Source organism: Paenibacillus apiarius (assembly GCF_017052585.1).
GTDB lineage: Bacteria > Bacillota > Bacilli > Paenibacillales > Paenibacillaceae > Paenibacillus_B > Paenibacillus_B apiarius.
In genome coordinates, this window is sequence record NZ_JAFFHZ010000001.1 from 5527249 (window position 1) to 5553070 (window position 25822).

The window sequence follows — 25822 nt, forward strand, 5'->3', positions numbered from 1 at the left end:
TCGGACGTCTCCGTAATTTTCATTAATAAACCCAAGACTGGTCCATATGTATAATATAGGCTTCGAATCCGCCCGACATTGGAAGAGGGAGGTGATTCACATGATTTCGTTTACCGGGGTGAACAAATACTTCGGGTCATTTCAAGTGCTGAAGGATATCGATCTCCGCATCGGGCAAGGGGAGGTTGTCGTCGTCATCGGTCCATCCGGTTCCGGCAAAAGCACGCTGCTGCGCTGCATCAACCGCTTAGAGGAAATCTCGTCGGGCGAGTTGACGGTGAACGGACAGAACGTCCGCGACAAGAAGCTGCAGATCAACGCGCTGCGCAGGCAGATCGGAATGGTATTTCAGCATTTCCATTTATACCCCCACAAAAAAGTTATCGACAATATTACACTTGCCCCGATGAAAGTGCTTGGCTTGCAGGAGCTGGAAGCGAAGGAAAGGGCGATGCACTATTTGAAGAAGGTTGGCATTCCCGATAAAGCGGATTCGTATCCATCCCAATTGTCAGGGGGACAGCAGCAGCGCGTGGCCATCGCCCGCGGTCTTGCGATGAATCCGGCGATTATGCTCTTCGATGAGCCTACGTCTGCGCTTGATCCGGAAATGATAGGTGAAGTGCTCGATGTCATGAAATCGCTTGCTCGCGAAGGAATGACGATGGTCGTCGTTACGCATGAGATGGGCTTTGCGCGTGAGGTAGCCGATCGCATCGTCTTTATGGATGAAGGACAGATTGTGGAGGAAGCTGCGCCTGAGGCGTTTTTCAACAAGCCGAAGGAAGAACGCGCCCGAATCTTTTTGAGCCGGCTGTTAAATCATTGAGAACTGGAGGATGAGAATGAGTAAGAGGTACCGCAACAAATGGTTCCTGAGCGGAATGATACTGATGCTGGCGGCTTTCGCGGTAGCAGGATGCGGAGGGAAGGAAGCTGGAACCGGGAATCAATCCGGAACGGGGAAAGCCGCTTCGACCGTCGAAACAGCCAAAGATCGCGGCAAGCTAGTCATTGGTGTCAAATTCGATACGAATCTGTTCGGCTTGAAAGATCCGGCGAGCGGCGAGGTGAAGGGATTTGATATCGATATCGCGAAGGCGATAACCAAGAGGCTGCTCGGAGATGAGAGCAAGCTGGAGCTGAAGGAAGTGACTTCGAAGACACGGATTCCAATGCTGCAAAACGGGGATATCGATGCCATAATTGCCACGATGACCATCACGGAAGAGCGGAAACAGCAGGTCGATTTTACAGACGTCTATTTCAGTGCAGGACAGTCGTTGCTGGTGAAGAAGGGAAGCCCGATTCGTTCGATTGAAGACGTGAAGAAAGGCGTTAAGGTGTTGGCTGTCAAAGGGTCGACTTCGACGAAGAACGTCCGCGAGAAGGCTCCTGACGCGGAAGTGCTCGAGTTCGAGAACTATCAGGATGCGTTCACCGCTTTGAAATCGGGAAAAGGGGAAGCGTTGACAACGGATAATTCAATCTTGTTCGGCATGATGAAGCAGGACCCGAATTTTGAAATGGTCGGGGGGAATTTTACCGACGAGCCGTACGGGATTGCGATCCGCAAGGGAGATACGGAATTCGCTTCCTTAATCAATAATCTGTTGCAGGAAATGAGAGACAACGGTGAATACGACAAACTGTACGAACAATGGATGGGGGAGAAGCCGTCTAAATAACCGTCCAGAACCGAACGTTCAACTATACCGGGAAGGGGGAAAGGCATGCTGGATGTTTCCGTGCTAACCGGAAATTGGGACCGTTACGTAATGGGATTTGGCAACACGCTGGCGATTAGCGTACTCGCCCTTATCGGCAGCTTCGCCATCGGGACGCTGTTCGCGGTCTTGCGCATAACGCCCAATCGGCTGCTGAACTTTATCGGCGGAGCATACGTGGAGTTCGTGCGCAACATTCCGCTCATCTTAATCGTCTTCCTGTTCTACAACGGTTTGCCTGCCCTTCATATCAATCTGAGCGGCTTCGTGGCGGGAACGATGGCATTGACTATATATACCTCGGCATTTATCGCGGAAGCCATCCGGGCAGGCATCCTTTCGGTATCGAAAGGGCAGACGGAAGCCGCCCGCTCATCGGGATTGTCATATGTCCAGACGATGCGTTTCGTCATTCTGCCGCAAGCGATGCGGATCGTTATCCCGCCGCTCGGCAACCAATTTCTTAACCTCATCAAAAATTCGTCCGTGCTCGGTGTCATTGCGGGGCTCGATCTGATGTATTACGGCGATCTCATCAATTTAGATACGTTTAAGACATTTAGCGTTTATATCTTTGTCGGCCTGTTCTATCTCGTCCTGACGATACCGATGAGCTTCGCGGTGAATGCCTTGGAACGGCGGATGGCCCGAAGCGGATAGGAGAGGAGGCTAATCGTTGGACTTCATCGGAGCATATACATCCGATAATGTGATCTACATGCTGGAAGGGTTTCTAGTCACGATTGGCGTGGCCTGCATCGCGATTATTTTGAGCTTCCTCATTGCCATTCTGCTCGCCGTCATCCGTTACGCCCGCATTCCTGTCTTATCGCAATGTACGGCCGTTCTTGTCGAGATAATACGCAACTTGCCGCTGCTGCTCATTATATTCTTCGTTTTCTTCGCCCTGCCGCAGGTCGGAGTCAAGATGAGCGTGTTCACGGCAGCGATTGTGGCGCTCACCATCTTCGAATCAGCCATGGTGTCTGAAATCATTCGGGCAGGTCTCCTGTCCATTGACAAAGGCCAAATCGAAGCCGCCCGTTCCAGCGGATTATCTTTCGCGCAGACGCTGAGATTTATCACGATGCCACAAGCGTTAAAGCGAATGGTTCCTCCGATGGTAAGCCAGTTCATTGCGCTGCTCAAGGATACGTCACTTACTGTCATCATTGCGCTCCCGGAGCTGATGCACAACGTGCAGATTGTGAACGGCCAGAACTTCAACTATGTCATTCCAACTTATTTATTTGCGGCCGTGCTTTATTTTATCGTCAACTACGCATTGTCCTTGTTCGCACGCAGACTTGAGCTGAACGGTTAGATTGAATGTGAATGCAAAACAAAAGACAGACTGCCGTGTGGCAGCCTGTCTTATTTTCGGGCGGATCAAAACATTGCATGCGTTATTGCTTGATGATTTCCGGTTCTTTATACTCCACGCCCAAAGTGTCGACCGTTACTTTCTTCATTTTTTGCGGGCTATCCGGCATATCCTGCGCATTTCTAGGCGTGCCTACAATCTCTTGGACCGTCTCCATTCCTTTAGTTACTTTGCCGAATGCTGCGTATTGACCATCCAGATGAGACGCTTCTGCGACCATGATGAAAAATTGGGAACCGGCAGAATCCGGAGAAGCGGATCTTGCCATGGAAATGACGCCTTCGCTATGCTTCAAATCATTTTGAAAATTGTTGTCGGCAAATTCACCTTTAATGCTGTAGCCTGGACCGCCGATGCCTGTCCCTTCGGGATCTCCGCCCTGAATCATGAATCCTGGGATGACGCGGTGAAAGATTAGTCCATCGTAGAAGCCTTTGTTCACTAATGAAATAAAATTGTTGACGGTGTTCGGAGCAATATCGGGGTATAGCTCCAGTTCAATTTTTTTACCGTTTTCCATTTCGATTGTGACAAGGGGGTTCTTTCCGTCAGCGGCCGGTTCCTTCTTCTTGGCGTCAGACACGTTCGAATTGTCTTTGGCTGATTGGGCGTTGTCGGCGTTTGACTTGGCGCCGCAGCCTGCGATAATAATCATGACTGCAAGCAATAGAATGGACAAGCTCCGTATTTTTTTGCTCCTCATGAATCGATTCCTCCTGCGTTCTGCTTTTTTATACGTACAGTATGCCATTGAATCAACTGTCAAATCAAGCCACGGTTCGTGTCCTTGCTAATTTCGCCTGTTTGGAATACGATTGGATAAACGATTCTTATAGGATCAAGATCGACGCGATAACGTTTAGACAAGGAGGAGGAACTGGATGTCCATTGAGCGTCAGCAGCGCGACAAGCTGAAGGATACTCCTGAAGCAATGGAATCTCCGTCTGGGCTATACCGCGTGCAAGGACAATCTGATGAGCGTTATGAGAAGACGGCAGGGAAAAGGAAAGGCAGAAGCAGAAGCAAGCTTCATTGTTGGGTAGCGGCGTTGGCGGCTGCGGTGCTGCTGTTCGCGCTTGCATTCTACACCATTCCGGGTGTGGCCGGAAGTGTGCGCGCTTTATTGAATCTAGAAGGAACAGAGGCGGTTCGCTCCTTTACCGCACAAGACGTCCAATCGAATTATACGACAACGAATCTTCGCGAGGACGAAGTTCGGAATAGCGAGACAGCCCAGCGAGCGATAGAACGAATATATGAGTACTTCCCGGAGACTCGCTCCTATGAGATTGCGCTGGCCCAGAGAGCGACAGGCTTATTGGGAGACAAAAAGATGGATCGGATAACCATCATTTTGAAGGAAAAAGGGAAACGCTTTTCGGAGCATCCACAAGAGGTCACGTTGCAAGTCAATGCGAAGACAGGCCGCTTTGAACTTATCAGTCACTCCTCACCGCAGTTGACGAATGAGCAGCTCGACACAGCGAAGGATGCAGCCATTGTCGGTATGGCAGACGCGTTTCTGGCCACAATCGGCGTTGATAGCAAGGGGTTCAAGCAGAAGGTCGAGCGTACGTCTTGGAACGAAGGAGACCGGGCGCTGACGGAAGCGAGCGTCACCTATAAGCCCGCCAACGACGAGATGCATATTTTTCAAGTGAATTTGAAAGTTGGAATGACAAGCGTGCTCTTCTTCAATGACAATGAATGATACGATAGATGGATAAGAGATAAGGTTATGACGGTGTGAGGGAACGTGAGATCGGGATTTGGGAGCGGCTTGACGACGGCGCCGTTTGTCATGAAGCAACCGGAAGGGCGGGACCGATTCTGCTTTCGATATCCTATTGATGTTTATCATCATTAACAGCGATTTTGTGCGGCAGCGCACCATCCGCTGTTATTTTTTTGGGTGCGAAATTATTTATAGCGAGTGTGTTTACCTAAACCACGGAGGGCTTGCGGACATAAGCTATTCATAATGGACGGTCTTCGTCTGGCTTCAGTGCAAACCAAAACAACAATATAAAAGGGAGGCTTTCATGATGAAACGAAGAAAAAATGTGCGCGTGAAGCAAGCGCTGCCGCTGCTCAATCAAAATGTTCCGGGATTGTCCGGACCGGAGTCATCCTTGTCGGAAGCAACCAATAACGGTCCGTTTACTTCCAAGTTCTCATTGTTGGAGCGATTTGGCGGGCTTGACGGCATCATGACCACGGTCGGTCACGTTCAAAAGCTGTACGGCATGTACCAGCAGCTTAATTCAATGATACGGGCGTTCAGTTCGCTGGGCGCGCCGAAAGCGGCCATATCCAATTCACGCGGAAATCGTGTGCAAACAGCGCCCCGAAAAACACAACCTAAGCGTTCCCGCGCAGCATCGCGCAAGCATCCAAAAAGGGGGTGAACGCCCACCGCCATGCAGTCCACAGGAGCGGCGAGGGTTACTCGATTGGCCGTGCTTTTTTCATAACGCACCCATGAATGGAAACCGCCCTTGCGCGGCGGTTTCCGAGTGGGGCAGCACCGTACATAAATGAGGGACGGATTAGCGATATAGGAGAGAGTTTTTACTAGATTGTTAGTATATGGTACTATTTAATAATAGAATTTATTTTCAAATATTTATTCCAATGGTGAGAGGAGCAATATGATGAGCAAGAGACTGACACGCGCCGAAGTGCCGCAGGAGGCAACGTGGAGGCTGGAAGATTTGTTTCCGACCATACAGGCGTGGGAAGCCGAGCTGCATGCCATTCATGCAGATGTCGTTACGGTGACGCAATATAAGGGCCGATTACATGAAGGCGCCGCTACCTTGTTGTCTTGCATCAATGCGCAGGAAGCGCTGCAAGAACGGATTGGCAAGGTATCCGCATATGCCCGGCTGCGTCTATCCGAAGATAGCACGAATCCGGATCACCAAGCCAATTCAGGCCGGACTGGGAATATTATGTCCGAGGTTTCGTCTGTGTTATCCTTCGTCAAATCAGAGATTTTGGCTTTGCCGGAAGGTACGCTGCAGCGGTATTTCGAGGAAGAGCCCGAGCTGCAAGTATTCCGGAGAAATCTGCTGTTGCTGCTTGAGACGAAGCCGCACGAGCTATCCGCAGAGACGGAAGCGGTCCTGGCGTCGCTGGGAGAGGTTCTCGGTGCGCCTTATCGAATCTACCTGCGGAGCAAACTGTCGGATATGACATTTGAACCGGTACAGGACAAGAGCGGGAACACATTGCCTGTATCCTTCGCTCTGTATGAGAACAAGTATGAGCAGTCCCCGGATGCCGTATTGCGGCGGGCGGCGTTCCACTCGTTCTCGAAGACGCTCTCGACGTATCAGAATACGTTTGCCGAGACGTACGCGACGGAAGTGAAGAAACAAATCGTGTTGTCCCGTCAGCGCAACTATGAATCCGTCACCCATATGCTGCTCCAGCCGCAAGAGGTGACGACGGACATGTACAACAACATTCTCGATGTCATCCAAGCGGAGCTGGCTCCCCATATGCGCCGCCTAGCTAGGCTGAAGAAGCGGGTTCTTGGCTTGGACAAGATGATGTATTGCGATTTGAAGGCGCCTTTGGATCCAGAGTTCAATCCAGAGATCTCCTATGAAGAAGCAAGCCGCTTAGTTCAAGACGCGCTGCGAATTATGGGGCCTGAATATAGCGAGATTGTAAAAACCGCATTCTCGGACAGGTGGGTCGATTATGCGGATAATGTCGGCAAATCGACCGGGGCATTCTGCTCGTCCATTTACGGAGCGCATTCCTATATTCTCGTGTCATGGGCGAACAACATGAGAGGCATGTTTACGCTCGCTCATGAAGTCGGTCATGCCGGACACTTCATGCTGGCAGGACGGTATCAACGATTGGTTAACACGCGGCCTTCGCTTTACTTCATCGAAGCGCCATCAACGATGAATGAAATGCTGCTCGCTCAGCATATGATGAACCAGTCGACTGACAACCGCATGCGACGCTGGGTCATTATGCAGCTCTTGAATACATATTACCACAACTTCGTCACTCACCTGCTTGAAGGTGAATTGCAAAGACGGGTCTACCAGTCGGCGATGGCTAATGAGCCTATCACCGCCAAGACTTTGTCGGAGAAAAAGGGCGAGGTGTTATCTTCCTTCTGGGGCGATGAGGTGGAACTGGATGAAGGCGCGAGACTGACGTGGATGCGCCAGCCTCATTACTACATGCAGCTCTATCCGTACACGTATGCGGCCGGACTGACGGCATCCACGGCAGCGGCCCGCTTGATTCAGGAGGAAGGGCAGCCTGCGGTAGATCGCTGGCTGCAAGCGCTCAAGGCGGGAGGAACGCTCAGTCCGCTGGAGCTGATGAAGCTGGCTGGTGTCGACATGTCCAAGCGGGAACCGATACAACAGGCTGTAGCTTATGTCGGCTCTTTGGTCGATGAATTGGAAAGCTTGTTCTAAACTTCAAATTCATCTGCTTGCACTGTGCTTTTTGGCTGAAGCCGGTCTCTCTTCATGAGGGCCGGCTTTTTTGGTTGTCAAATAAGGGCTAGCCGCTGTGACGCATATTCAAGTGGAAGCGACGGGAATATTATTATCAACATAAAGTCAAATATGCGAGGATAACAGTGATGAAAAAGCGAATAGCAATCATTGGCCTGTACTGTCTTATGATGTCTTTCTCTCTCGGTTGTGCGAATCAGACTCAACAACGTACCGAATCGGCAAACCAACGGGAATCGCCAACCGATACGTCTCTGTCAACGCAAACGCAGCGGAAAAAACAAGAATTGACGGAATTAAAGCCACGAAAGAAAAAAGTGCTGCTTGATGTCCCGCTCGTGTCGCAAAATCCGGAACTAAAGTATGGATGCGAAGTCACCAGCTTATCGATGGTATTGAAGCATGCGGGAATTCGGGTCGGGAAATTAGAATTGGCTGACCGAGTCAAAAAAGACAATAACCGTCTTAAGACGAGCAAGAGCGGAGATATTACCCATTGGGGCGATCCGAACGAGGGCTTTGTCGGCGATATGACGGGGAAAAAGAAAGGGTATGCGGTTTATGCCGATCCGCTTGAAGAGCTAATGGAGAAATATCTTCCTGGCCGGACAGTCAATTTAACCGGACATCCTTTTCAAGAAGTGTTGGCGCAACTCGATGAAGGGAAGCCCGTCGTAACTTGGACGACTGGCGATTACAAAAAGCCGGACCGCTGGGAATCGTGGAAACACGGAAGTGAACGGATTACGACGCCGCTCGATCTTCACGCTGTCGTACTAGTTGGTTTTGAACCAGAATATGTATATCTCAATGATCCGTTGACAGCCAAAAAGGCGGTGAAGGTAAATAAAAAACAATTTATGGAGTCATGGCACGCTTTAGGCAGTCAGGCACTCTCCTACAAATGACAATCCCGGCATGGCAATGCCGGGATTGTCATTTGTTCCGGGCAGATCCAGTTCCGCCATCAAGGGCCCTTGACAGGGATTTTCGGGATAAAATATACTGATGTGACGGTACCAGAGAAAATGAAAAAGTACCATTGTTATTATTGAGGAGGGGGAATTATGAAAGAGCGTCTCATGCAAGCAGCCCTGGATTTGATGACATTGCATGGTCTCAAATTCACGATGAGTGATCTGGCAAGTGAACTAGGCACTAGCAAACGAACCATCTATGAGCACTTCTCGTCTAAGGAGGATTTAATTGGGGCGATCGTCGACGAATCCATCGCAGAGGTCATTCAAATCGAAAAAGGAATATATGAGAACGATAGCTTAACTTGGCTCGAAAAACTAAAGCAGGTGCTTTCCATCGTCCCGAGCGGTCTGAAGCTGAGTGACAGGCGGCTGCTAGCGGAGATGAAGCGTGTCGCCCCGAAAGAATGGAACAAAATCAACAATTTTTTGCTAGAAGAATGGGGGTGGGGGACCGTGAAGAACATTCTCGAAAAAGGGATAGCAGCCGGTGACATCCGTCCCGTGAATGTGCCTAGCGTGCTGCAAATGATGATAGGCGCCTCGGCGGCCATATTCGACCCCGACTTCTTAATGCGCTCGTCCTGCACATTGCAGCAGGCGGTCGAAACGATGGCGGAGATGGTGACACTCGGCTTGTCTGCCTCCCAAGAGAATTCGAATGATACAAGGTAATCTGATAGAAGGAAGTGACAACAATGCATTGGCTCTTTTTACTTGGCGCTATCGTTCTGGAAATAGCTGGGACGGTATCGATGAAGCTCTCGCAGGGCTTTACGCGGCTGCTGCCGTCGGCACTCATGATCGTTTTTTATTTGTTGGCTTTCACCAGCTTGAATTTTTCGCTCAAGCAAATCAACGTTAGTATCGCATACGCCATTTGGTCTGGTGTCGGTACGGCGGCCATCGCAGTTATCGGCTATATGTATTTTCAAGAGGAACTGACCTTCTTGAAGATCGCATCGATCATCCTAATTATTCTCGGCGTTATCGGCTTGAACATCGGCGGCGGAGCGCATGAGAGTCAAGAGAATGATAGCCGGGCTATGCAAGGCTCTGAACAGGAGAAGCGGATGAAGCCGCTTGTTGCGAATTCTGCCGATCCCGCTTTAACTCGCGATGTCCAAATCGCAGAGAGCAGGGAATAGCCGATGCGATGGATGAGAGTGTTTTTCTGGATTGCAGATGTTGGATTCATTTGTATTGGGCATACGGATTTCAACAATGGGGCTCTGAAATAAGAATAAGTTGACTCCCTCCCGATAACATTACTAACGTACAGTCTAGAGGGAGGTATCAAGCATGAATAAGCAGCGAGCTATGGAGATTGCGGCTTCGCCGGACATGGTGGATGTAACCTGTGAAGGGACACCGATTTATATTCAACACGTAAACGAGCAGCAGGAGACGGCCCGCATTTTTCCATTGGACCAGCCAGAGCAAGAACGGGAGGTCCCCTTAAGCAGCTTGGTGGAACAATGATGACCGTTCTGCCGCATTTGGCATTGCAGCAGGCGATGGGAGACAGCTTCCCATCGCCTGTTGCCGTGTAAGGGGCAGCCGGTTCATTGGATTCCGTCAATTTTCATCCGCACGCGCATATACATAAGACATGCCTATAGCGGAGTTGATTAAGGTGCGGTATGTCCACAAAGCAATTGCAATACTACTCGGGAGCTTGTTAATCGCTGCAGGAATACAATTCTTTCTTGTCCCTTTCAAGGTGCTCGACGGTGGAATTGTTGGCATCTCGCTCATACTGAACTATTTGTTCGGAACGAAGGTGGGGTTGGTCATTATCGGATGCAGCATTCCGATCTTCGCTGTGGCATGGGTATACCGGCGCGAATTGTTTTACAACAGTTTGCACGGAATGTTCATTTCATCCTTTATTATCGATTTGTTCGAACCGTTGCAATATCATTTTCTCTATTATGTGAACTTATCTCCACCGATGAGCTCCTTGATCGGAGGCCTCATCATTGGAACGGGAATAGGCATCATGCTGCGGTTCGAAACAAGCACGGGAGGAACTGATCTGTTGGCGAAACACATTTCCAATGTGCTTCATATCAATGCGGGCTTTGTCATTTTCATCATGGATGCGATCGTGATTGGAATAGGCAGCATGCTAATTTCGGCGGATACGCTGCTGCTCTCCCTCATTGCGATTTCCGCCGGCGGCATCATGACAAGCCTGTGCGTAATGAAGAACACGACATAACCCTATCGGGCTATCCTAAAATCCGAACCTCCTCATATACTGTCTGAGAGGCTTGTCTATAAGTCCAGTTCAAAAAGGTCACAAAAGGCGTTTGAACAACTCGATAAGGGGAGATGAGAGATGAGCAACCGTCAGCCTATTATGGAGCGGCAGTCCTTGTCGATCTCTGGCATGACATGCGCCGCATGTGCGGCACGAATCGAGAAGGTCGTCGGCAAAATGGAAGGAGTCCATGCAATCAATGTCAATTTTGCTCTGGGAAAAGGGAATGTGACGTTTAACCACACCACGACTCCGGTGGAGCATATTATGGACAAAATCAAGCGTCTCGGTTTCGACGCCCGCGTGGAAACGAATCTGTCTGCCACGTCATTCTCGACTAGTGTCGAATGCAATCGGCTGCGCAACCAGTTTATCCTATCCGCATGCTTTACCATACCGCTTCTGTGGACGATGGTGACCCATTTTAAATTTACTTCCGGCATCTGGATTCCCGGGCTGTTTCTTCATCCTTGGTTCCAATTCGCCATGGCGACGATCGTGCAGTTTGCAGCTGGCGGGCCCTTCTACGCAAGCGCCTACCGTGCGCTGCGGCATAAGAACGCCAATATGGATGTTTTGGTCGCTCTCGGCACATCGTCGGCTTATTTGTATAGTCATTATGTAGTATTTCATCCTCATCCTGCTGCAAATGGAATGCATTCGCCGCTATATTTCGAGACGAGCGCCATGATCATTACCATCGTCCTGCTCGGCAAATGGCTGGAAGCAATGGCGAAAAAACGGACGTTGCAAGCGCTGGATCAGCTTCATGCTCTTCAGTCTGAAGAAGCGGAGGTGTTGCGGGGGCGCACGATTGAACGTGTTCCGCTGACGGAAGTTGTTCCCGGCGATACGCTCGTCATTAGGCCCGGAGCCAAAATACCTGCTGACGGCTCAGTCATCTCAGGATGGTCCGCGATCGATGAATCGCTGCTAACCGGAGAATCGCAGCCTGTAGACAAGAATAGAGGGGATACGGTCATCGGCGGCACAGTCAACCTGAATGGGACGCTTCATGTGCGAGCCGAGAAAATCGGCAGTCATTCGGCTTTATCCCATATGATTCAGTTGGTCGTGCAGGCTCAACATACGAAGCCATCAATTCAGCGCCATGCAGATGATATTGCGGAGTTGTTCGTTCCGATTGTGGTGAGCTTTGCAGTCATTACTTTTGCGGCATGGGATTTCGTGTTCGCTCCGGGCGATTTCGGAGAAGCGCTGGAGCATGCCATCTCTGTGCTTGTCATTGCCTGCCCATGCGCCATCGGATTGGCGACTCCCACATCTGTGCTGGTCGGTTCGGGGAAGGCGGCCCAGAAAGGCATTTTGTTCAAGGATGGTCAGCATCTCGAGATGCTCCACCAAATAGATACGGTGCTGCTGGACAAGACGGGAACGATTACGGAAGGGAAACCCAAATTAACGGATTATATCGCGGACGGCGGCGATGAGGCGTCGCTGCTCCGCTACGCGGCAGCCGCAGAAGCCCACTCGGAGCATCCGTTGTCCCGTGCGGTTATTGCCGCAGCGGAGAGCAAGCGTCTCACGGTTCCAACCGCTTCCGGCTTTCAGTCATTCCCTGGCTATGGCATTCGCGCGACAGTAGAGGAACAGGACGTGCTCATCGGATCGGCCCGGTGGTTGCGCCAAGAAGGCGTTCCGGTACACGAGATGACGGAGGCCGTCAAGTTCGAGTCACAGGGGAAGACAGTGCTCTATGTGGCTATTCAGGGAAGGCTGGCCGGCTTGTTGGCGGCTCGCGACAGCGTCAAGGCCACGTCTGTCCAAGCGATTGGAGCCTTGCGCAAATGGGGTATCGACGTCGTCATGGTGACGGGGGACCAGGAACGAACGGCCTTGACGATTGCGAAGGAGGTTGGCATTCGCAGCGTGCATGCCGGTTCCTTGCCAGATGATAAGGTCAGGGTGCTGCAGAAGCTGCAGCAGGCAGGAAAGAGGGTCGCAATGGTGGGGGACGGCGTCAACGATGCTCCCGCATTGGCTGCGGCAGATATCGGCGTCGCGATCGGGACCGGCGCGGCCATCGCCGTTGAGGCGGCGGATGTCAATCTGGTGCGCGGCCAGCTTACCGGGTTAACGGATGCTATCCGCATCAGCCGGAAGACGATGGCGAACATCAAGCAAAATCTGTCGTTTGCTCTCATTTACAACGTGCTTGCTATTCCGCTTGCGGTCATCGGCTGGTTGGAGCCATGGATGGCCGGGACAGCGATGGCGCTAAGCTCCGTATCGGTCGTAAGCAACGCGCTGCGGCTGCAGCACTCGCAATGAGCGTCAGGAGGCGAAGATGAATCAAACCTTGCTGCTGACCGCGCTGTCGGGACTGATGAGCGCGCCGCATTGCGTGCTCATGTGCGGAGGTGCGATGGCGGGCTTCACCTTAAATGCCAACCATGGGCCGCTTGCCGTGGCGGCCGCTTATAATTTGGGGCGCGTGTTCACGTATACGTGTATTGGTGCGTTCATGGGCATGATCGGATCGTTCGTCGACGGCGCAGGGATGTTGATCGGACTCCAAGGGATATCCGGAATGATGGGCGGGCTCCTTATCATGCTGTGGGTATTCGGAAAAGTTGCATTGCCTGTCCAACGCTTAAGTCCGCTGCGGCTGGCTGCAGTTGAGCGGTGGCTCACACGGCTGCGGAGAAGCCGGGAACGTTGGACCATCTTGCTTAGCGGGGTGTTGTTCGGGTTCATGCCATGCGGCTTGACCTACGCCATGCAGATGAATGCCGCCGCCAGCGGAAGCCCATGGAGCGGCGCGGCCGTCATGGCCGTCTTCGGATTAAGCACGTTCCCGGCCCTGCTTGTCGTCGCCTTGTTCGCCAACCGCATACACCAATGGCTGCGCGGTTACATGACAGCAGCCGGCAAAGTATTGGCGGTCATCATCGGCCTGGTGTCGATACTGCGGGGTATGGCCGCGAATGGGTGGATTCCTCACCTGTACCCATGGCTGTGGTAATCATCAGCCTTTTATTGTACCGCCTCAAATGAATGGCTGGCTTCGACACCACTTCCGCCGCCATGCACGACGACTAGCGCTTCCCACGTTCCAGCCATAAGGGGGACAGCCTCTCCCGTGTATATACCAGGTTCCGCTTCACTTATGTAAACCTCAATCCGCCCGCACATCATATCCGGCATCGATAGGCTGGCGGTTACCTTTGCTTTGTTTACCGGTTGTCCGCTGTGGTCGCTCACATGGATGGTTAATGTCGCTGGCGCCAGCATCCGTGGCGGGAATGGCGCAATTTCCGTCCGCACCACGATATCTTCCTGCTGAACGGTCATCACAGCTTCATATTGAATCGAGTCTTTCCATGCATAACTGGCGCCGATGAGCAGAAGCAAGACTGCTGCAGCTGCTGCGCTGACGATAAATGCTTTCAGCTTCATGTCCGTATCTCCATTAAGGGAATTTGTTTATATGTATCCGGCCACCGGTTATACTATGACATCGGGAATTAGGAATCACCAAAAATTTGAATTGTCACAAATTTGTACAGATGACTAGCCCGATCGAGTCATGCCGTGCTTCAGCAATCCGTTACAATGAAATGTAGATTGGCAAAACGGAGGCTGAACATGAAGAACATACATATCGGATTAGGGATTGTGCTTCTGCTGGCAGTGCTGATGTCAGGTTGTTCGGGCAAGGAAAAACCGAATGACTTCGACTGGAAGGTCGGCGCGTTGTCCGCGGTGGATCAGAGCGGCAACACCTTTGCGATCGGCAGTATGGCAGGGAAGGTGTGGCTGGCGGATTTCATCTTTACAAGCTGCACGACCGTTTGTCCGCCTATGACTTATAACATGACGCAAATTCAGGACATGCTGAAAGCTAAAGGGATCCAAGATGTCGAAATCGTATCGTTCAGCGTCGATCCTCACGTGGATACACCGGAGAAGCTGACGCAGTACATTGGAAAATACAAGGCCGATACGAGCAGCTGGCGGCTTGTCACGGGATACGACCAGAAGACAATTGAGCAGTTCAGCCGCGATTCCTTCAAGACGCTTGTGCTGAAGACGGAGGATTCGGATCAGGTGACGCACGGCACTTCCTTTTTTTTAATCGATCAGACGGGAACGGTATTGACGAAATACGATGGCTTGGAGCCGGATCATGACAAGATTGCGGCGGACGTGCAAGCGTTATTGGATTAATCATAACTGAATATGCGATCAACAAGGAAATTGGCATCAATTGCGCATCAACGGCCTGACGGACGTTCCAGTACGGCTCACGTTGATTCGTTCGGTCGTCGGCAAGCTGTATACGAACGCGGATTGGTCCATCGAAATCGAGGAAGGTATGGATGCCGGCGAGAGGAAACAATGAAATGGCTATGTTATAATGAAATGAGTACAGACTAGATCTTGCATGGACAGACAGGAGGATACATATGCCGAAAATCGTGCTTATTCGTCATGGCCAGAGCGTGTGGAATCTAGAAAACCGGTTCACCGGATGGACGGACGTCGACTTATCGGAGCAGGGGCTGCGCGAAGCGCGGGAAGCAGGGGCAATCTTGAAGAAGAACGGCTTTGCGTTCGATGTCGCCTATACTTCCGTGCTCAAGCGAGCGATTCGCACGTTATGGATTATGCTGCATGAAATGGACCAAATGTGGATTCCCGTCCACAAGTCCTGGATGCTGAACGAGCGTCACTACGGTGCGCTGCAAGGGCTGAACAAGGCTGAAACCGCGGCGAAGTATGGCGAGGAACAGGTCCATCTATGGAGAAGGTCAGTCGAGGTTAGACCTCCTGCCTTGGAGAAGAGCGATTCGAGATATGAAGCGTTCGCTCCCCAGTATCAAGAATTGAAGGAAGGGGAGTTCCCCCTCACTGAAAATCTGGAGGACACGGAACGAAGAGCGCTTAAATATTGGCACGATACGGTCGTGCCTTCGATGCAAGCGGGCAAGCGAGTCATCATTTCTGCCCATGGGAACACGCTGCGGGCGCTCGTCAAATATTTGGACGACATTCCTGCAGACGGTGTCGCTAACTTGAACATTCCTACAGGTGTGCCGCTCGTATACGAATTGGATGACAACCTTAAGCCAATCAAGCATTACTATGTAGGCAGTGAAGGGCCGTTGCCGGAAGGAAGCGTGGCAAAACATATGTAGTGACGTCTTGTCACAATATATCGGGAGAGCCCTGGGGGCTCTCCTTTTTGCTGTCTTGACGACAGGCTTCAGCGGTAAACGCTGACGTACAAAATGAGCGCTGTTATGATGCTGGGCAGACCAAGCAGCCATAGGGTCACGTTCAACCGCAGGCGGCGTTGTTCATCCTCCGAGGTATCATATTCATAATTGAACCGGTGATTGTTCGCATCGCCGAAGGTGCCGGACAGCAGGCCGGCGATCGCCCATAGGCCGAGACCGATAGAACCGCTCACAATGAACATTTGGTGAGGATCCCCCCAAATTAAACAATAAACTGCCGTAACAACGACGATAAGCAGCCCGAGAATAAACCGTATCGCCACTATGTCACCCCCAGCCTCTCTATTTTCCCGAAACTCTATTATACCGGCATATGGTTAATAGTGGAATGTGAAAAAGAGGAGGAAGCATAACGAAGACGACACCGGGACACGATAACATGGAAATAAGCAGGGTAACGATGGAAGGAAGAGATCCACATGTTCGATTGCATTATCATTGGCGGCGGAATTGCCGGCTTGCAGGCTGCAATACAGCTTGGACGCTACGAGCATCGTGTGCTCGTCATCGATTCGGGAACCGGACGCTCTACATTATGCCGCCGGTACCGCAACATTCTGGGTTGGCCCGACGGTGTTGCAGGAGATGAGCTGCGCCGGCTCGGACGCATGCAAGCGGACTCGCTCGGTGTTCACTTTCTGGCCGGCACAGCCGGAACCGCAGGCGGAAGCGAGAATGAAGGTTTCTACGTCACAGTCGGTGGTGGCGTTGATAAAGTGAAATATCTGGCGCCTACGCTGCTGCTAGCCACGGGAATCATGGATCGGCTACCTCTAGTTCCCGGACTGCCCGAATGTCTTGGCCTGACGCTCTACGTATGTCCGGACTGTGATGGTTATGAGGTCCGCAACCGCCGCACTGTCATAATCGGAGCAGGCAACACCGGTGCCGAGATGGCATTGACGCTCCGCAGCCGGACGAATGAATTAATTTATATCAATCATGACCGCACTGCAATTAAAGATGAGCTGTATGGTGAACTCAATCAGAACGGAATCCCTGTCATGCATGAACAAATGAGCGAAATCACGGTTGATGGCGATGGAGAGATGACCGGAGTCAAGCTCATGCAGGGCGGGATTATCGAGGCGGAACGGGGATTTGTCGCTTTCGGCGGCAATGCCGTTCATACGGATCTGGCTGCGGAGCTGGGGGTGGAACGGCTGGAGAACAAGCACATTCCGACCGATCCTCGCAGCAAGATGACCAATGTTCCGGGAGTATGGGCAATTGGCGATATTGGCGTACATTCCGAACAGGCAACGATTGCAATGGGTGAAGGAGCGCAAGCGGCGATATGGATTCATAAGTGGCTTGACCGCCGCCGGGGAAGCTAAGTAGGGGAAAGCTTCAGCTTCCCTGAGAGAGCTTAGCGGCTGCAGATCCATTCTAATAGTTTGCCGTTTGATCTGCTGGCGTCTGGCGAAATTCACTTTCGCGGTTCCCCCTTCGTTCATGCGAAGCTCAACTTCTCCGTGTCTGTTTCGGTTCAGATCCCAGTCATCCCTTCTTTTCATAGAAAAGAGATCTGGTGAAACGGAAGGCAATGCTCTTAGTGGCCGGAAGCTGCCTCTTAATAAGCGCTTATAACGTTGCTTTATAGGAAAAACGCAAATTCGGATTGCTTTTGCCTGCAGGATAAGTGTACATTAAGAGAATACAGGTCTACAGCAATGATTGCTTTCAAGGAGGAAGAAATACATGACTGAACGCATGCTTGTATTTGTGGGTTCATATGCAGATACAACTGATTCCGGGGTATACGTCTATGAATGTAAGGAAGAGACAGGTGTGCTCACGCTGCAGGATCAAGTGTCAGGATTGAAAAATCCGACATTTCTAAATGTGAATGTGCCGGCTGCAAAGCTATACTCCATAGCAGAAGGACAGTCGGAAGCGGGACAGAAGACAGGGGATGCCGTATGCTATTCGATCGATCCTGTTCAAGCGAAGCTGAAGGAGTTGAACCGCTCGATTGCGGTCGATGCTCCGACTTGTCATATTCAGCGGGATGCGGACGACCGCTACCTTGTCGTGGCAAGCTATCACGGCGGCAGAGTGGGGCTCGTCGGGCTTCAAGCCGACGGTCTTGTGGGAGATCAGCTGGATATTAAGCAGCATGAAGGCCATGGCTCCCATCCGGAGCGGCAAGATCAGCCGCATCCGCACTCGGTGTTCTTTAGTCCGGACAACCGGTATTTGTTCGTGTCGGATCTCGGCATTGATTGCATTCGCGCCTATAAGATTGATAAGGAGCGCAATGTGCTGCAATGGCACGGAGATACGGAGCTCCAGCCGGGATCCGGCCCGCGTCATTTGGCCTTTCATCCGAACGGCAGGCTCGTCTATGTTATTAACGAACTGAATTCAACGATTACGTCCTTCCGATATGATGCGGAAGCGGGCCATCTACATACAATTGAAACCGTTCCGACGCTGCCTTCTGACTTTACGGGGGACAACTCCTGCGCGGAAATTGCGGTCTCAGGGAACGGAATGTATTTGTACGGCTCGAATCGGGGGCATGACAGCATCGTCGTGTACGCCATTGATTCGGACTCCGGGCGATTAACGCTCGTGGAACATGTGTCCACGGAAGGCAAGCATCCGCGTCATTTCGCCTTGACACCGGGAGGTCGCTTCCTGATCGCCGCCAATCGCGATACGAACAATATTGCGATCTTCCGGGTTGACGGCGCGACAGGCAAGCTGCAGTATACCGGCAATTCGGTTCAAGTCTCGAAGCCGGTGTGCGTGAAGCCGGTTATATTTACGGTGTGACAGATTCAGTACGTGAACAGAAACAAGAATGGCAGTGGATCCGCATACGACGCTGTTGCGCCAAATCATTGGGGCGAGATGCGGGGATGACCCGGTTTTAAAGAGAATAGATTTTCAGCTATTTATGCGGACACTAATATGTTGTCCGTTTTTTTATTTTGGGAGGAATGCATCTATGCGAGAAACGAAGGGTTGTATCATGCCCGCAACGGTTACGATTTTCATCCGCAAACCAGTTCAGTCCTGTCTTTGCGAAGGGACAAGGTGAGTCTGAGTCGATACACCCTTCGAGAAATAGGTGTATTCAGGCGGCTCTTTGGTCCGCTCTCCCCATCATTCAGACAGGTGAGAGAAGAGGGAGGGGGTCCGCTGGAGAGACCTGGCGAAGCTCAATTGTGCAGTTATTTTTACGAAAACCCGGCTTTTTCGGCCCCTGAAATGCAAATATGCAGTTCAAACTGAAGGTTTTACCTTTATTTATATGATTATACGAAATTGAACTGCACTTTTGCAGTTCAGCTCTATGAAAAGCGAGTAATAGAGTCAAGCAAATGCATAATTGCAGTTGGAGCGTCTGTTTTAAAGCGAAGATGTCTTTCCGCTTTTGATTTGGATCTCAGACATTGCAAAAATATTTTTGATTGGCTGCTATGCTTCGCGATGCTGAAGTGTTCACTTTTGAAACAAAAACGTATAGTATTAGATTATAGGAAGTATTTTATTATAATTATTCTATGTTGGGAAAGAGACCAGAGGAGGACTGATTTGACGAACTGGGTTCATGCAGGTGCATTGGAAGAGTTAAAGGAGGAAGGCGCGAAGGTCATTAAAGGCGGAATCGCCGTATTTTACCATGAGGAGAAAGTATATGCGGTTGATAACCGCTGCCCGCATATGGGGTTCCCGCTCCATATGGGCAGCCTGTGTGACGGCATCCTTACATGTCATTGGCATCATGCCCGCTTTGATGTATGCAGTGGAGGGACGTTGGATCCTTGGGCTGACGATGTGTCAACTTATCCAGTCAAGCTGGAAGCGGGAGAAATCTATGTCAATCCGAAGCAGGCGAGCAAAGGCGATGCCGAAAGACACTTCCAGCGGCTGCATGAAGGGCTGGAGCAGAATTTGTCGCTGGTCATCGCCAAGTCTGTCGTCGCCTTGGTTGAAGCAGGCGTCCCCGATGTACAGATCGCCCGCGTCGGATTGGAATATGGAACGACTTACCGGTCGGGCGGATGGGGCTCAGGATTGACTATTCTAGCGGCTATGGTCAACATTTTGCCGAAGCTTGATCACTACAACCGCATATTGGCACTCTATCACGGTCTCACCCGCGTAGCTGCCGATTGTTCGGGACGGCCGCCCAAATTCCTCATGCAAGCGCTTCCGAACGATGATGTCTCAATTGACAGGCTGACGACTTGGTATCGTCAATGTATTGAAGTTCACGATACGCAAGGGGCGGAGCGCGAATCAACCGCTTCCATACCCAAAATGATTTTGGAGACTGGATCGCGGTTCTGCATACGTTTACACATGCCCATGCCGTGCATGAAAGCTTGCTTCGCGGCGCCAACGATCTTGCGATTCGCGCAATATACTATGCAGGAGTCAGTATATATCTCGACCGCTTCCTCAACATTCCAGCCGCATCACCGCCGACACCCGAGAAGTACGGCAGCTATGGCTACACGACCGATCTAAACGAGCTGCTGGAGCTAATGGACCAGCGTCAGCGAGTGGCGGAAGCTGCCAACTGGGTGGCGCATTACCTCGATCAAGGCGGCGATGCCGAACCGCTATTCAATACGCTGGGCCACTCGTTACTGCGAGAGGATGCAGAGTTCCACTCCTTCCAGATGATCGAAGCCGCCATCCAAGAATATGATCATTGGTCGAATATATCAGGAACGTTTGCGAATCAGGCAAAGAGAACAATGATACTGGCGACGACCCGCTATTTGGCCGCACATGCTCCGACCGCCCACGAGCAGTCGCATATTGCGCGCATTGCATGGAGATTGCAGCGCGGAGAGCGGCTGTTCAAAGACGAATAGCCCCTTCAAGTCTGAGCCATTTAACATCGTCTAATTTGGGCAATGGGTGGGGAACGCCAACAATAAGTAAATGAAAAAGCAGAGCCCGCAAACTCCGGGCTCTGCTTTGTGCTGGAGAAATGGTTACGCGGCGCCGACGTCGACTGTGACTGGCTCTCTGTGCGGAGCCTTGCGATCGTTCACGAGGAATAGCCACACACCGAATATAAGAAGCAGGCAAGCTGCCATTTGCAACGGGTTCATGGCTTCACCCAACAGCACCCATGCGAGTATGCTGGCGCCTACCGGTTCACCGAGCACCGCCATCGAGATGGAAGTGGCATTCATGTACTTGAGCAGCCAGTTGAACAGCATATGCCCTAACACAGTAGGGATAATCGCCATTGCGCTGAACAGCACCCATTCCTGTGCCCCGTATCCGGTCATTGCATAACCTGCACTGAGGTTATACGCGGCAAGACAAGCTCCCGCTACGAGAAATACGGTAAAGTTGTATGCATAAGAAGAGACACGTTGCCGCAAGTCTTGACCGAGCAGCATATGCGCGACTACGGCGATGGTGCCCAGTACAGACAACAGGTCTCCATAGAGCGCCTGCCCGGACATTTTCAAATCTCCCCAACCGATAAGGATGACCCCAAAGAGAGAGACGGCAACTCCGAATATAGCCCGCGTCGTCGTTCGCTGTTTGAATAGCCAGAAGGAACCGGCCATGACGAGAATCGGCTCCAGCGTCAGCAGAGCCGTGGAGCTGGCTACCGTCGTATGACGCAGCGATTCCATCCAGAGGAGAAAATGCAGCCCCAGAAAGAAGCCGGACATCATCAACCGGAACCAATCCCTGCGTTGTATCGAGCGCCATTCCGCCCGGTATGACCATACCCACGGGAGCAGAAGAAGATTGGTCAGCAGCAAGCGGTACATGCCGATAACCGGAGCGGGCGCGGCCGACCATTTGACAAGAATGGCGGAGAACGAGATAGCGATCATGCCGATAACTAACAGGGCATATAAGTGCGATGATTTTCGTGATGACATTTCTGACGGACACCTCGATATGTATAAGAATGGTTCGTAGCACTAAACAAATAGTATATAACAATTCCGATGAAGTTGGAATTATAGATTTATGTGAATGTACAGAAGAAGGAGCCCCGTTAATTGAGCACTCCTTCTGTTCGTGATGCAGGTCGGTCCATCATTCATGCACCGTCATATATGCGAAGGGAATCACTTCGGCTGCGGCAGCTGATCCAGTGCTATGAATTCATAGCCTTGTTTCCTGGCGCCGTCGATAATGCTGCCCAGGGCATCGGCGTTATCCTTCGAAATCGAATGGAGGAGCATTACGGCGCCGGGATGAAGCTGACTCATTACCTTATCGTACGCGTAACGCGCGCCCTTCTGCGCATTCACATCCCAATCCTTGTAGGCCAGAGACCAGAATACATTCGTATAACCCATGTCGCGCGTCAATGCCAACGTTCGCTCGCTGAAGATGCCGCGGGGCGGGCGAAGGTAGGGCATTTGCTTCTGACCTGTGACTTGCTCGACTTCAACTTTTACCTTGTCCAGCTCTTCCTTCAATTGAGCGTTGGAAATTCGTGTCATATCGGGATGACTCCATGAATGGTTGCCGATGATATGTCCCTCGGCGGCCATTCGTTTCAGAAGCTCTGGTTGGCTCTTCACGTAGTGTCCCGTCACGAAAAAAGCCGCAGGCACTTTTTTGTCCTTTAATGTGTTCAGAATCTGCTCCGTCAATCCGTTTTCATAGCCGTTGTCGAACGTGAGATATAGCACCTTTTTACCGGTATCGCCTAAAAATATCGCACCGTACTTATCGATAATAGGTTTGAAGCCTTCCTGATCAATCGAAGGAAGCTGGCCGTTCTGGCTTCGTTTAAATCCGAAATGATAAGCATGGTTCTCATAGGCATACGCCGAAAAGCCGACTGTCATCGCCAACATGACGACGAGCAGGGACGAGATAACATATCGTTTCATTTGGTTGTAGCTCCTTACTTCAATCGTTTTTTATTCTATCGTTTACTATTTCTTGTTTGCTCCATTTTATACGAGGCCGGCATAACATCCGTCACCAAGCGACGCCTCGCTGCTGCTGAACAACCAACAAGATAAAAGTATGCCGATCCGAATAAAATGCCGAGAACGATGATTGGATCAAGGTAGTGTTGAAACCCTAAAATCACGGTCGGCCATTTGTTTAAATGCCTGATGCACAAAGACATCGCCCAATCATACAATGGTGAAGATACGAGAAGATGGCTGATATCCGGCCGACAACTGCAAATGCAGTGCGTCGGGAAAAGGTTCATAAAAGCTGTCCTGCCGTGAAAGGGGTTATTACGATGGAATTACACTTGTCACTCGGGAGTGCCGGACCCGAGGTGCTGGAATCTGAACAAATGCTTAGCCGATTAGGGTATTATGTGGAAGTGAATGGTGAATACGACAGGTATACCCAGCGGGCCGTAATGAAGTTTCAGATGGAGCGCAGCATACCGTCAACCGGGATTATCGACAATGGAACGTTCGAGCATTTGCGATACGCTGTAGCCGAATATAATTCCCGAATCGGCCAGCCTCTGTCATTTGTTCCAAGAGCCATTGTTCCGACTGCCCCCCAGGAGCCGCCAACTGCGCATCAACCTGCTCCGGAGTGGAGCAGCCAGCCTGAAGCGCATCAACCCGCTCCGGAGTGGAGCAGCCAGCCTGAAGCGCATCAACCCGCTCCGGAGTGGAGCAGCCAGCCTGAAGCGCATCAACCCGCTCCCGAATGGAGCAGCCAGCCTGAAGCGCATCAGCCCGCTCCCGAATGGAGCAGCCAACCGGTTGCCCATCCACCTTATCGGGAGATCAACATTGCTGCTCTCGTGCAAGAAGGGGCAATCAGCGGAACCATCGCAAGAACGGACTATTACAATTTTTGCATCATTGCGGGCAAGGAGTATGTCTTGAAAGCAGCAGCGCTGCATGATTCCTTGACAAGGCAGTCCAGCAGCTTCAATCTGTTCATATGCTGCATGGATCCGACCGCATTTTCCATGTTAGCGAAAATGAACTTGAAAAACGCCGTTCTCATTAAAGTGGAGGTCCTCGAAGACGATCGCCTCCGTTATGCCAAAAGCGATCGGAAGATGAATGAATATTGCTGGACGCTGAAAGCTCCTCTGATCGAGTTTTGTCTGACCCATTTCGGAATCGATTCAGTGATATACTGCGACGGGGATATTTACTTTTTCTCGGATCCGAAGCCCATTTTCGACGAGTGGGGAAACCATTCCGTATTTATGTGCCGGCAAAGGGATGTCGAGTGGGTAGAACAATTGTATGGAAGATACCAAGCCGGCATTATCGGGTTCAAAAATGATAATTACGGGCTCGAAAGTCTGAGATGGTGGAAAGAAAGATGTCTGGAGTGGTGCTACCACAGGGCGGAGGGCGGAAAATTCGGAGACCAGAAGTATTTGGATGATGTGCCCAACTATTTTCCAAACATTAAAATATCGGATAATTTGGGAGTCAACGCGGCTCCATGGAATTGCGTATATAACAATGATTTCAGAATTTACCGGCAAAACAATGAGTTGTATATTGAAAATAACAAGCTTGTCGCCTATCATTTTGCCTGCATAAGCATCTATAACGAGAATGAATTCGATCTATGGTCGATTGGTGAAATTACGATCGGAAAAGTCATTAAAAATGAAATTTATGTGCCGTATCTCGATAAAATAAGGGAGATCATCGCATCTGTCAAAGCGAATGACGGTTATGCGTTAAGTCAAGCTTTCATTCAGGAGGATCCGGCAAAAGCAAAAACGTATTATAAATATTCCGCATTCCGAAGAAGGATGGATCAGTGGGATCAATTCTTTAACTTCGCAACAGTCGTCAATCAGGATAGCCTGATTAAAGGATTGGCGCTGAATCGTTCACTGAAAAACAAAATCGAAAATTTTCATCATTGGATTTGCTGCATGGATGATCTCAGTTATCACGTATTAAGCAGAATGAATCTGGGAAATGCAACCTTAATCCCGATGAAGGAAATTGAAAATGAAGAACTGCTAAGAGTAAAAAGTTCGCGTAATCTAAACGAATACAAGTGGACTCTAAAAGCGCCATTATGTCTTACTGTTTTAGAGCGTTTTAAGGAGATTGACCACATTATCTGTTGCGACCCGGATGTATATTTCTTCGCCGATCCGAAGCCGATATTAGACGAATGGTGGAAGTATTCCATCTTCTTATGCAAGCAAAGAGGCAATTATGAGCATGAACAGGTACAGGGATTGTTCCAAAGCAGTCTCGTTGGATTCAAGCGCGAAGAGAACAGCGTTACGATTTTGAAGTGGTGGAAGGATAAATGCATCGAAAAGTGCGGCGAGAATTACGATGCGCATGATCAAACGTACAGGGATCAAAGATATTTGGAATATATACCGCACATTTTCCAAAACATTAAATTAATTGAGCATAAAGGAATAAATGCGGCTCCTTGGAATGTCATACTGAACAATCACTACTCTGTCGGCGTACAAGACAATAAAGTATTTATTGGCGACAGCGAGCTTGTGTCCTATCATTTCGGAAATATGCTTATCTACAATCACGACGAATACGATTTGTGGAGTTCAGCGCCGGCCTCATTCGATTATTCGATTATCAGCCATATTTACGCGCCATATTTCAATACTGTAAAAGAAGTGCTCAGCTCCATACAGCACACGACGGGAACGGATATGTCACTGCTTTGCGAACACGCCTCCAGCAAGAATTCTGCCATAAATTACTTTAAATATTGATGGTTTCTCATAATAGGGACTGATCAAGGCAGCAGGG

Annotated in this window: 27 protein-coding genes; 22 read left to right on the plus strand and 5 right to left on the minus strand. The window is 50.6% G+C overall.

Going from position 1 to position 25822, the window contains the following annotated elements:
- Positions 1-100: 100 nt before the first annotated feature.
- Genes JSQ80_RS24455 through JSQ80_RS24470 form a run of 4 tightly spaced genes read left to right on the plus strand, consistent with a single transcriptional unit; the run spans position 101 to position 3051 of the window.
- Positions 101-829, plus strand: a complete 729-nt coding sequence (locus tag JSQ80_RS24455) for an amino acid ABC transporter ATP-binding protein (protein ID WP_206097074.1) — start codon at positions 101-103, stop codon at positions 827-829.
- 16 nt (positions 830-845) lie between these two features.
- Complete coding sequence (locus JSQ80_RS24460) at positions 846-1688, plus strand: transporter substrate-binding domain-containing protein (RefSeq protein WP_272491154.1); 843 nt, start codon at positions 846-848, stop codon at positions 1686-1688.
- Between the two features lie 45 nt (positions 1689-1733).
- Positions 1734-2387 carry an amino acid ABC transporter permease gene (locus JSQ80_RS24465; RefSeq protein WP_206097075.1) on the plus strand — a complete coding sequence of 218 codons (654 nt, stop codon included), beginning with the start codon at positions 1734-1736 and terminating at the stop codon, positions 2385-2387.
- A 16-nt stretch (positions 2388-2403) separates the two neighbouring features.
- On the plus strand, positions 2404-3051 hold the full coding sequence (locus JSQ80_RS24470; RefSeq protein WP_206097076.1) for an amino acid ABC transporter permease: 648 nt from the start codon (positions 2404-2406) through the stop codon (positions 3049-3051).
- 82 nt (positions 3052-3133) lie between these two features.
- Here JSQ80_RS24470 and JSQ80_RS24475 read toward each other — a convergent pair whose 3' ends face one another.
- Positions 3134-3814: a peptidylprolyl isomerase gene (locus JSQ80_RS24475; protein ID WP_206097077.1), complete on the minus strand. Its 681-nt coding sequence runs from the start codon at positions 3812-3814 to the stop codon at positions 3134-3136.
- 178 nt (positions 3815-3992) lie between these two features.
- On the opposite strand from JSQ80_RS24475, the gene JSQ80_RS24480 reads away from it, so the two are divergent.
- From JSQ80_RS24480 to JSQ80_RS24525, 10 genes are all read left to right on the plus strand, one after another.
- Positions 3993-4823: a hypothetical protein gene (locus tag JSQ80_RS24480; RefSeq protein ID WP_206097078.1), complete on the plus strand. Its 831-nt coding sequence runs from the start codon at positions 3993-3995 to the stop codon at positions 4821-4823.
- 331 nt (positions 4824-5154) lie between these two features.
- Positions 5155-5520 carry a hypothetical protein gene (locus JSQ80_RS24485; RefSeq protein ID WP_206097079.1) on the plus strand — a complete coding sequence of 122 codons (366 nt, stop codon included), beginning with the start codon at positions 5155-5157 and terminating at the stop codon, positions 5518-5520.
- A gap of 246 nt (positions 5521-5766) precedes the next feature.
- Positions 5767-7566, plus strand: coding sequence for an oligoendopeptidase F (gene pepF, locus JSQ80_RS24490; RefSeq protein WP_206097734.1), 1800 nt, complete (start codon positions 5767-5769; stop codon positions 7564-7566).
- A 170-nt stretch (positions 7567-7736) separates the two neighbouring features.
- Positions 7737-8516 carry a C39 family peptidase gene (locus JSQ80_RS24495; protein ID WP_206097080.1) on the plus strand — a complete coding sequence of 260 codons (780 nt, stop codon included), beginning with the start codon at positions 7737-7739 and terminating at the stop codon, positions 8514-8516.
- Between the two features lie 159 nt (positions 8517-8675).
- Positions 8676-9260 carry a TetR/AcrR family transcriptional regulator gene (locus JSQ80_RS24500; protein WP_206097081.1) on the plus strand — a complete coding sequence of 195 codons (585 nt, stop codon included), beginning with the start codon at positions 8676-8678 and terminating at the stop codon, positions 9258-9260.
- A gap of 23 nt (positions 9261-9283) precedes the next feature.
- Positions 9284-9733 (plus strand): DMT family transporter, encoded by a 450-nt coding sequence (locus JSQ80_RS24505; protein WP_206097082.1) that lies wholly within the window; start codon positions 9284-9286, stop codon positions 9731-9733.
- Positions 9734-9887: 154 nt separating this feature from the next.
- Positions 9888-10067 (plus strand): small acid-soluble spore protein H, encoded by a 180-nt coding sequence (locus tag JSQ80_RS24510; RefSeq protein WP_206097083.1) that lies wholly within the window; start codon positions 9888-9890, stop codon positions 10065-10067.
- Positions 10068-10221: 154 nt separating this feature from the next.
- The gene (locus tag JSQ80_RS24515; RefSeq protein ID WP_206097084.1) at positions 10222-10809 is read left to right on the plus strand and encodes a YitT family protein; all 588 of its coding nucleotides are present in this window, start codon (positions 10222-10224) and stop codon (positions 10807-10809) included.
- A 120-nt stretch (positions 10810-10929) separates the two neighbouring features.
- Positions 10930-13143: a heavy metal translocating P-type ATPase gene (locus tag JSQ80_RS24520; RefSeq protein WP_206097085.1), complete on the plus strand. Its 2214-nt coding sequence runs from the start codon at positions 10930-10932 to the stop codon at positions 13141-13143.
- 16 nt (positions 13144-13159) lie between these two features.
- Positions 13160-13837, plus strand: a complete 678-nt coding sequence (locus tag JSQ80_RS24525; RefSeq protein WP_206097086.1) for a sulfite exporter TauE/SafE family protein — start codon at positions 13160-13162, stop codon at positions 13835-13837.
- An 11-nt stretch (positions 13838-13848) separates the two neighbouring features.
- On the opposite strand, the gene JSQ80_RS24530 is transcribed toward JSQ80_RS24525, so the two are convergent.
- Complete coding sequence (locus JSQ80_RS24530) at positions 13849-14271, minus strand: FixH family protein (RefSeq protein ID WP_206097087.1); 423 nt, start codon at positions 14269-14271, stop codon at positions 13849-13851.
- Between the two features lie 189 nt (positions 14272-14460).
- On the opposite strand from JSQ80_RS24530, the gene JSQ80_RS24535 reads away from it, so the two are divergent.
- The 3 genes from JSQ80_RS24535 (at position 14461) to gpmA (ending at position 16013) form a co-directional block, all read left to right on the plus strand.
- Entirely contained in the window at positions 14461-15042 is a 582-nt protein-coding gene (locus JSQ80_RS24535; protein ID WP_206097088.1) for an SCO family protein, read from the plus strand.
- A gap of 40 nt (positions 15043-15082) precedes the next feature.
- Complete coding sequence (locus JSQ80_RS29580) at positions 15083-15217, plus strand: hypothetical protein (RefSeq protein ID WP_268601066.1); 135 nt, start codon at positions 15083-15085, stop codon at positions 15215-15217.
- Between the two features lie 64 nt (positions 15218-15281).
- Complete coding sequence (gene gpmA, locus JSQ80_RS24540; RefSeq protein ID WP_206097089.1) at positions 15282-16013, plus strand: 2,3-diphosphoglycerate-dependent phosphoglycerate mutase; 732 nt, start codon at positions 15282-15284, stop codon at positions 16011-16013.
- A 68-nt stretch (positions 16014-16081) separates the two neighbouring features.
- On the opposite strand, the gene JSQ80_RS24545 is transcribed toward gpmA, so the two are convergent.
- The gene (locus tag JSQ80_RS24545; RefSeq protein WP_206097090.1) at positions 16082-16378 is read right to left on the minus strand and encodes a DUF5316 family protein; all 297 of its coding nucleotides are present in this window, start codon (positions 16376-16378) and stop codon (positions 16082-16084) included.
- 156 nt (positions 16379-16534) lie between these two features.
- On the opposite strand from JSQ80_RS24545, the gene JSQ80_RS24550 reads away from it, so the two are divergent.
- From JSQ80_RS24550 to JSQ80_RS29855, 4 genes are all read left to right on the plus strand, one after another.
- Entirely contained in the window at positions 16535-17452 is a 918-nt protein-coding gene (locus JSQ80_RS24550) for an NAD(P)/FAD-dependent oxidoreductase (protein WP_206097091.1), read from the plus strand.
- A 364-nt stretch (positions 17453-17816) separates the two neighbouring features.
- Positions 17817-18896, plus strand: coding sequence for a lactonase family protein (locus JSQ80_RS24555; protein ID WP_206097092.1), 1080 nt, complete (start codon positions 17817-17819; stop codon positions 18894-18896).
- A 765-nt stretch (positions 18897-19661) separates the two neighbouring features.
- Positions 19662-20600, plus strand: coding sequence for a Rieske (2Fe-2S) protein (locus JSQ80_RS24560; RefSeq protein WP_336245815.1), 939 nt, complete (start codon positions 19662-19664; stop codon positions 20598-20600).
- 17 nt (positions 20601-20617) lie between these two features.
- The gene (locus JSQ80_RS29855; protein ID WP_336245816.1) at positions 20618-20953 is read left to right on the plus strand and encodes a hypothetical protein; all 336 of its coding nucleotides are present in this window, start codon (positions 20618-20620) and stop codon (positions 20951-20953) included.
- A gap of 123 nt (positions 20954-21076) precedes the next feature.
- Here JSQ80_RS29855 and JSQ80_RS24565 read toward each other — a convergent pair whose 3' ends face one another.
- Together JSQ80_RS24565 and pdaA are read right to left on the minus strand one after the other, a co-directional pair.
- Positions 21077-21991, minus strand: a complete 915-nt coding sequence (locus JSQ80_RS24565) for a DMT family transporter (RefSeq protein ID WP_206097093.1) — start codon at positions 21989-21991, stop codon at positions 21077-21079.
- A gap of 192 nt (positions 21992-22183) precedes the next feature.
- Positions 22184-22960, minus strand: a complete 777-nt coding sequence (pdaA, locus tag JSQ80_RS24570) for a delta-lactam-biosynthetic de-N-acetylase (RefSeq protein ID WP_206097094.1) — start codon at positions 22958-22960, stop codon at positions 22184-22186.
- Between the two features lie 365 nt (positions 22961-23325).
- On the opposite strand from pdaA, the gene JSQ80_RS24575 reads away from it, so the two are divergent.
- Positions 23326-25785 (plus strand): peptidoglycan-binding domain-containing protein, encoded by a 2460-nt coding sequence (locus JSQ80_RS24575; protein ID WP_206097095.1) that lies wholly within the window; start codon positions 23326-23328, stop codon positions 25783-25785.
- Positions 25786-25822: the final 37 nt, after the last annotated feature.

Excerpts from the sequence above, each read along its gene's own strand:
- JSQ80_RS24455 (WP_206097074.1), top strand. The coding sequence starts at position 101 with ATGATTTCGTTTACCGGGGTGAACAAATACTTCGGGTCATTTCAAGTG.
- JSQ80_RS24460 (WP_272491154.1), top strand. The coding sequence starts at position 846 with ATGAGTAAGAGGTACCGCAACAAATGGTTCCTGAGCGGAATGATACTG.
- JSQ80_RS24465 (WP_206097075.1), top strand. The coding sequence starts at position 1,734 with ATGCTGGATGTTTCCGTGCTAACCGGAAATTGGGACCGTTACGTAATG.
- JSQ80_RS24475 (WP_206097077.1), bottom strand. The coding sequence starts at position 3,814 with ATGAGGAGCAAAAAAATACGGAGCTTGTCCATTCTATTGCTTGCAGTC.
- JSQ80_RS24480 (WP_206097078.1), top strand. The coding sequence starts at position 3,993 with ATGTCCATTGAGCGTCAGCAGCGCGACAAGCTGAAGGATACTCCTGAA.
- JSQ80_RS24485 (WP_206097079.1), top strand. The coding sequence starts at position 5,155 with ATGATGAAACGAAGAAAAAATGTGCGCGTGAAGCAAGCGCTGCCGCTG.
- pepF (WP_206097734.1), top strand. The coding sequence starts at position 5,767 with ATGAGCAAGAGACTGACACGCGCCGAAGTGCCGCAGGAGGCAACGTGG.
- JSQ80_RS24495 (WP_206097080.1), top strand. The coding sequence starts at position 7,737 with ATGAAAAAGCGAATAGCAATCATTGGCCTGTACTGTCTTATGATGTCT.
- JSQ80_RS24500 (WP_206097081.1), top strand. The coding sequence starts at position 8,676 with ATGAAAGAGCGTCTCATGCAAGCAGCCCTGGATTTGATGACATTGCAT.
- JSQ80_RS24505 (WP_206097082.1), top strand. The coding sequence starts at position 9,284 with ATGCATTGGCTCTTTTTACTTGGCGCTATCGTTCTGGAAATAGCTGGG.
- JSQ80_RS24510 (WP_206097083.1), top strand. The coding sequence starts at position 9,888 with ATGAATAAGCAGCGAGCTATGGAGATTGCGGCTTCGCCGGACATGGTG.
- JSQ80_RS24520 (WP_206097085.1), top strand. The coding sequence starts at position 10,930 with ATGAGCAACCGTCAGCCTATTATGGAGCGGCAGTCCTTGTCGATCTCT.
- JSQ80_RS24525 (WP_206097086.1), top strand. The coding sequence starts at position 13,160 with ATGAATCAAACCTTGCTGCTGACCGCGCTGTCGGGACTGATGAGCGCG.
- JSQ80_RS24530 (WP_206097087.1), bottom strand. The coding sequence starts at position 14,271 with ATGAAGCTGAAAGCATTTATCGTCAGCGCAGCAGCTGCAGCAGTCTTG.
- JSQ80_RS24535 (WP_206097088.1), top strand. The coding sequence starts at position 14,461 with ATGAAGAACATACATATCGGATTAGGGATTGTGCTTCTGCTGGCAGTG.
- gpmA (WP_206097089.1), top strand. The coding sequence starts at position 15,282 with ATGCCGAAAATCGTGCTTATTCGTCATGGCCAGAGCGTGTGGAATCTA.
- JSQ80_RS24550 (WP_206097091.1), top strand. The coding sequence starts at position 16,535 with ATGTTCGATTGCATTATCATTGGCGGCGGAATTGCCGGCTTGCAGGCT.
- JSQ80_RS24555 (WP_206097092.1), top strand. The coding sequence starts at position 17,817 with ATGACTGAACGCATGCTTGTATTTGTGGGTTCATATGCAGATACAACT.
- JSQ80_RS29855 (WP_336245816.1), top strand. The coding sequence starts at position 20,618 with ATGGACCAGCGTCAGCGAGTGGCGGAAGCTGCCAACTGGGTGGCGCAT.
- JSQ80_RS24565 (WP_206097093.1), bottom strand. The coding sequence starts at position 21,991 with ATGTCATCACGAAAATCATCGCACTTATATGCCCTGTTAGTTATCGGC.
- pdaA (WP_206097094.1), bottom strand. The coding sequence starts at position 22,960 with ATGAAACGATATGTTATCTCGTCCCTGCTCGTCGTCATGTTGGCGATG.
- JSQ80_RS24575 (WP_206097095.1), top strand. The coding sequence starts at position 23,326 with ATGGAATTACACTTGTCACTCGGGAGTGCCGGACCCGAGGTGCTGGAA.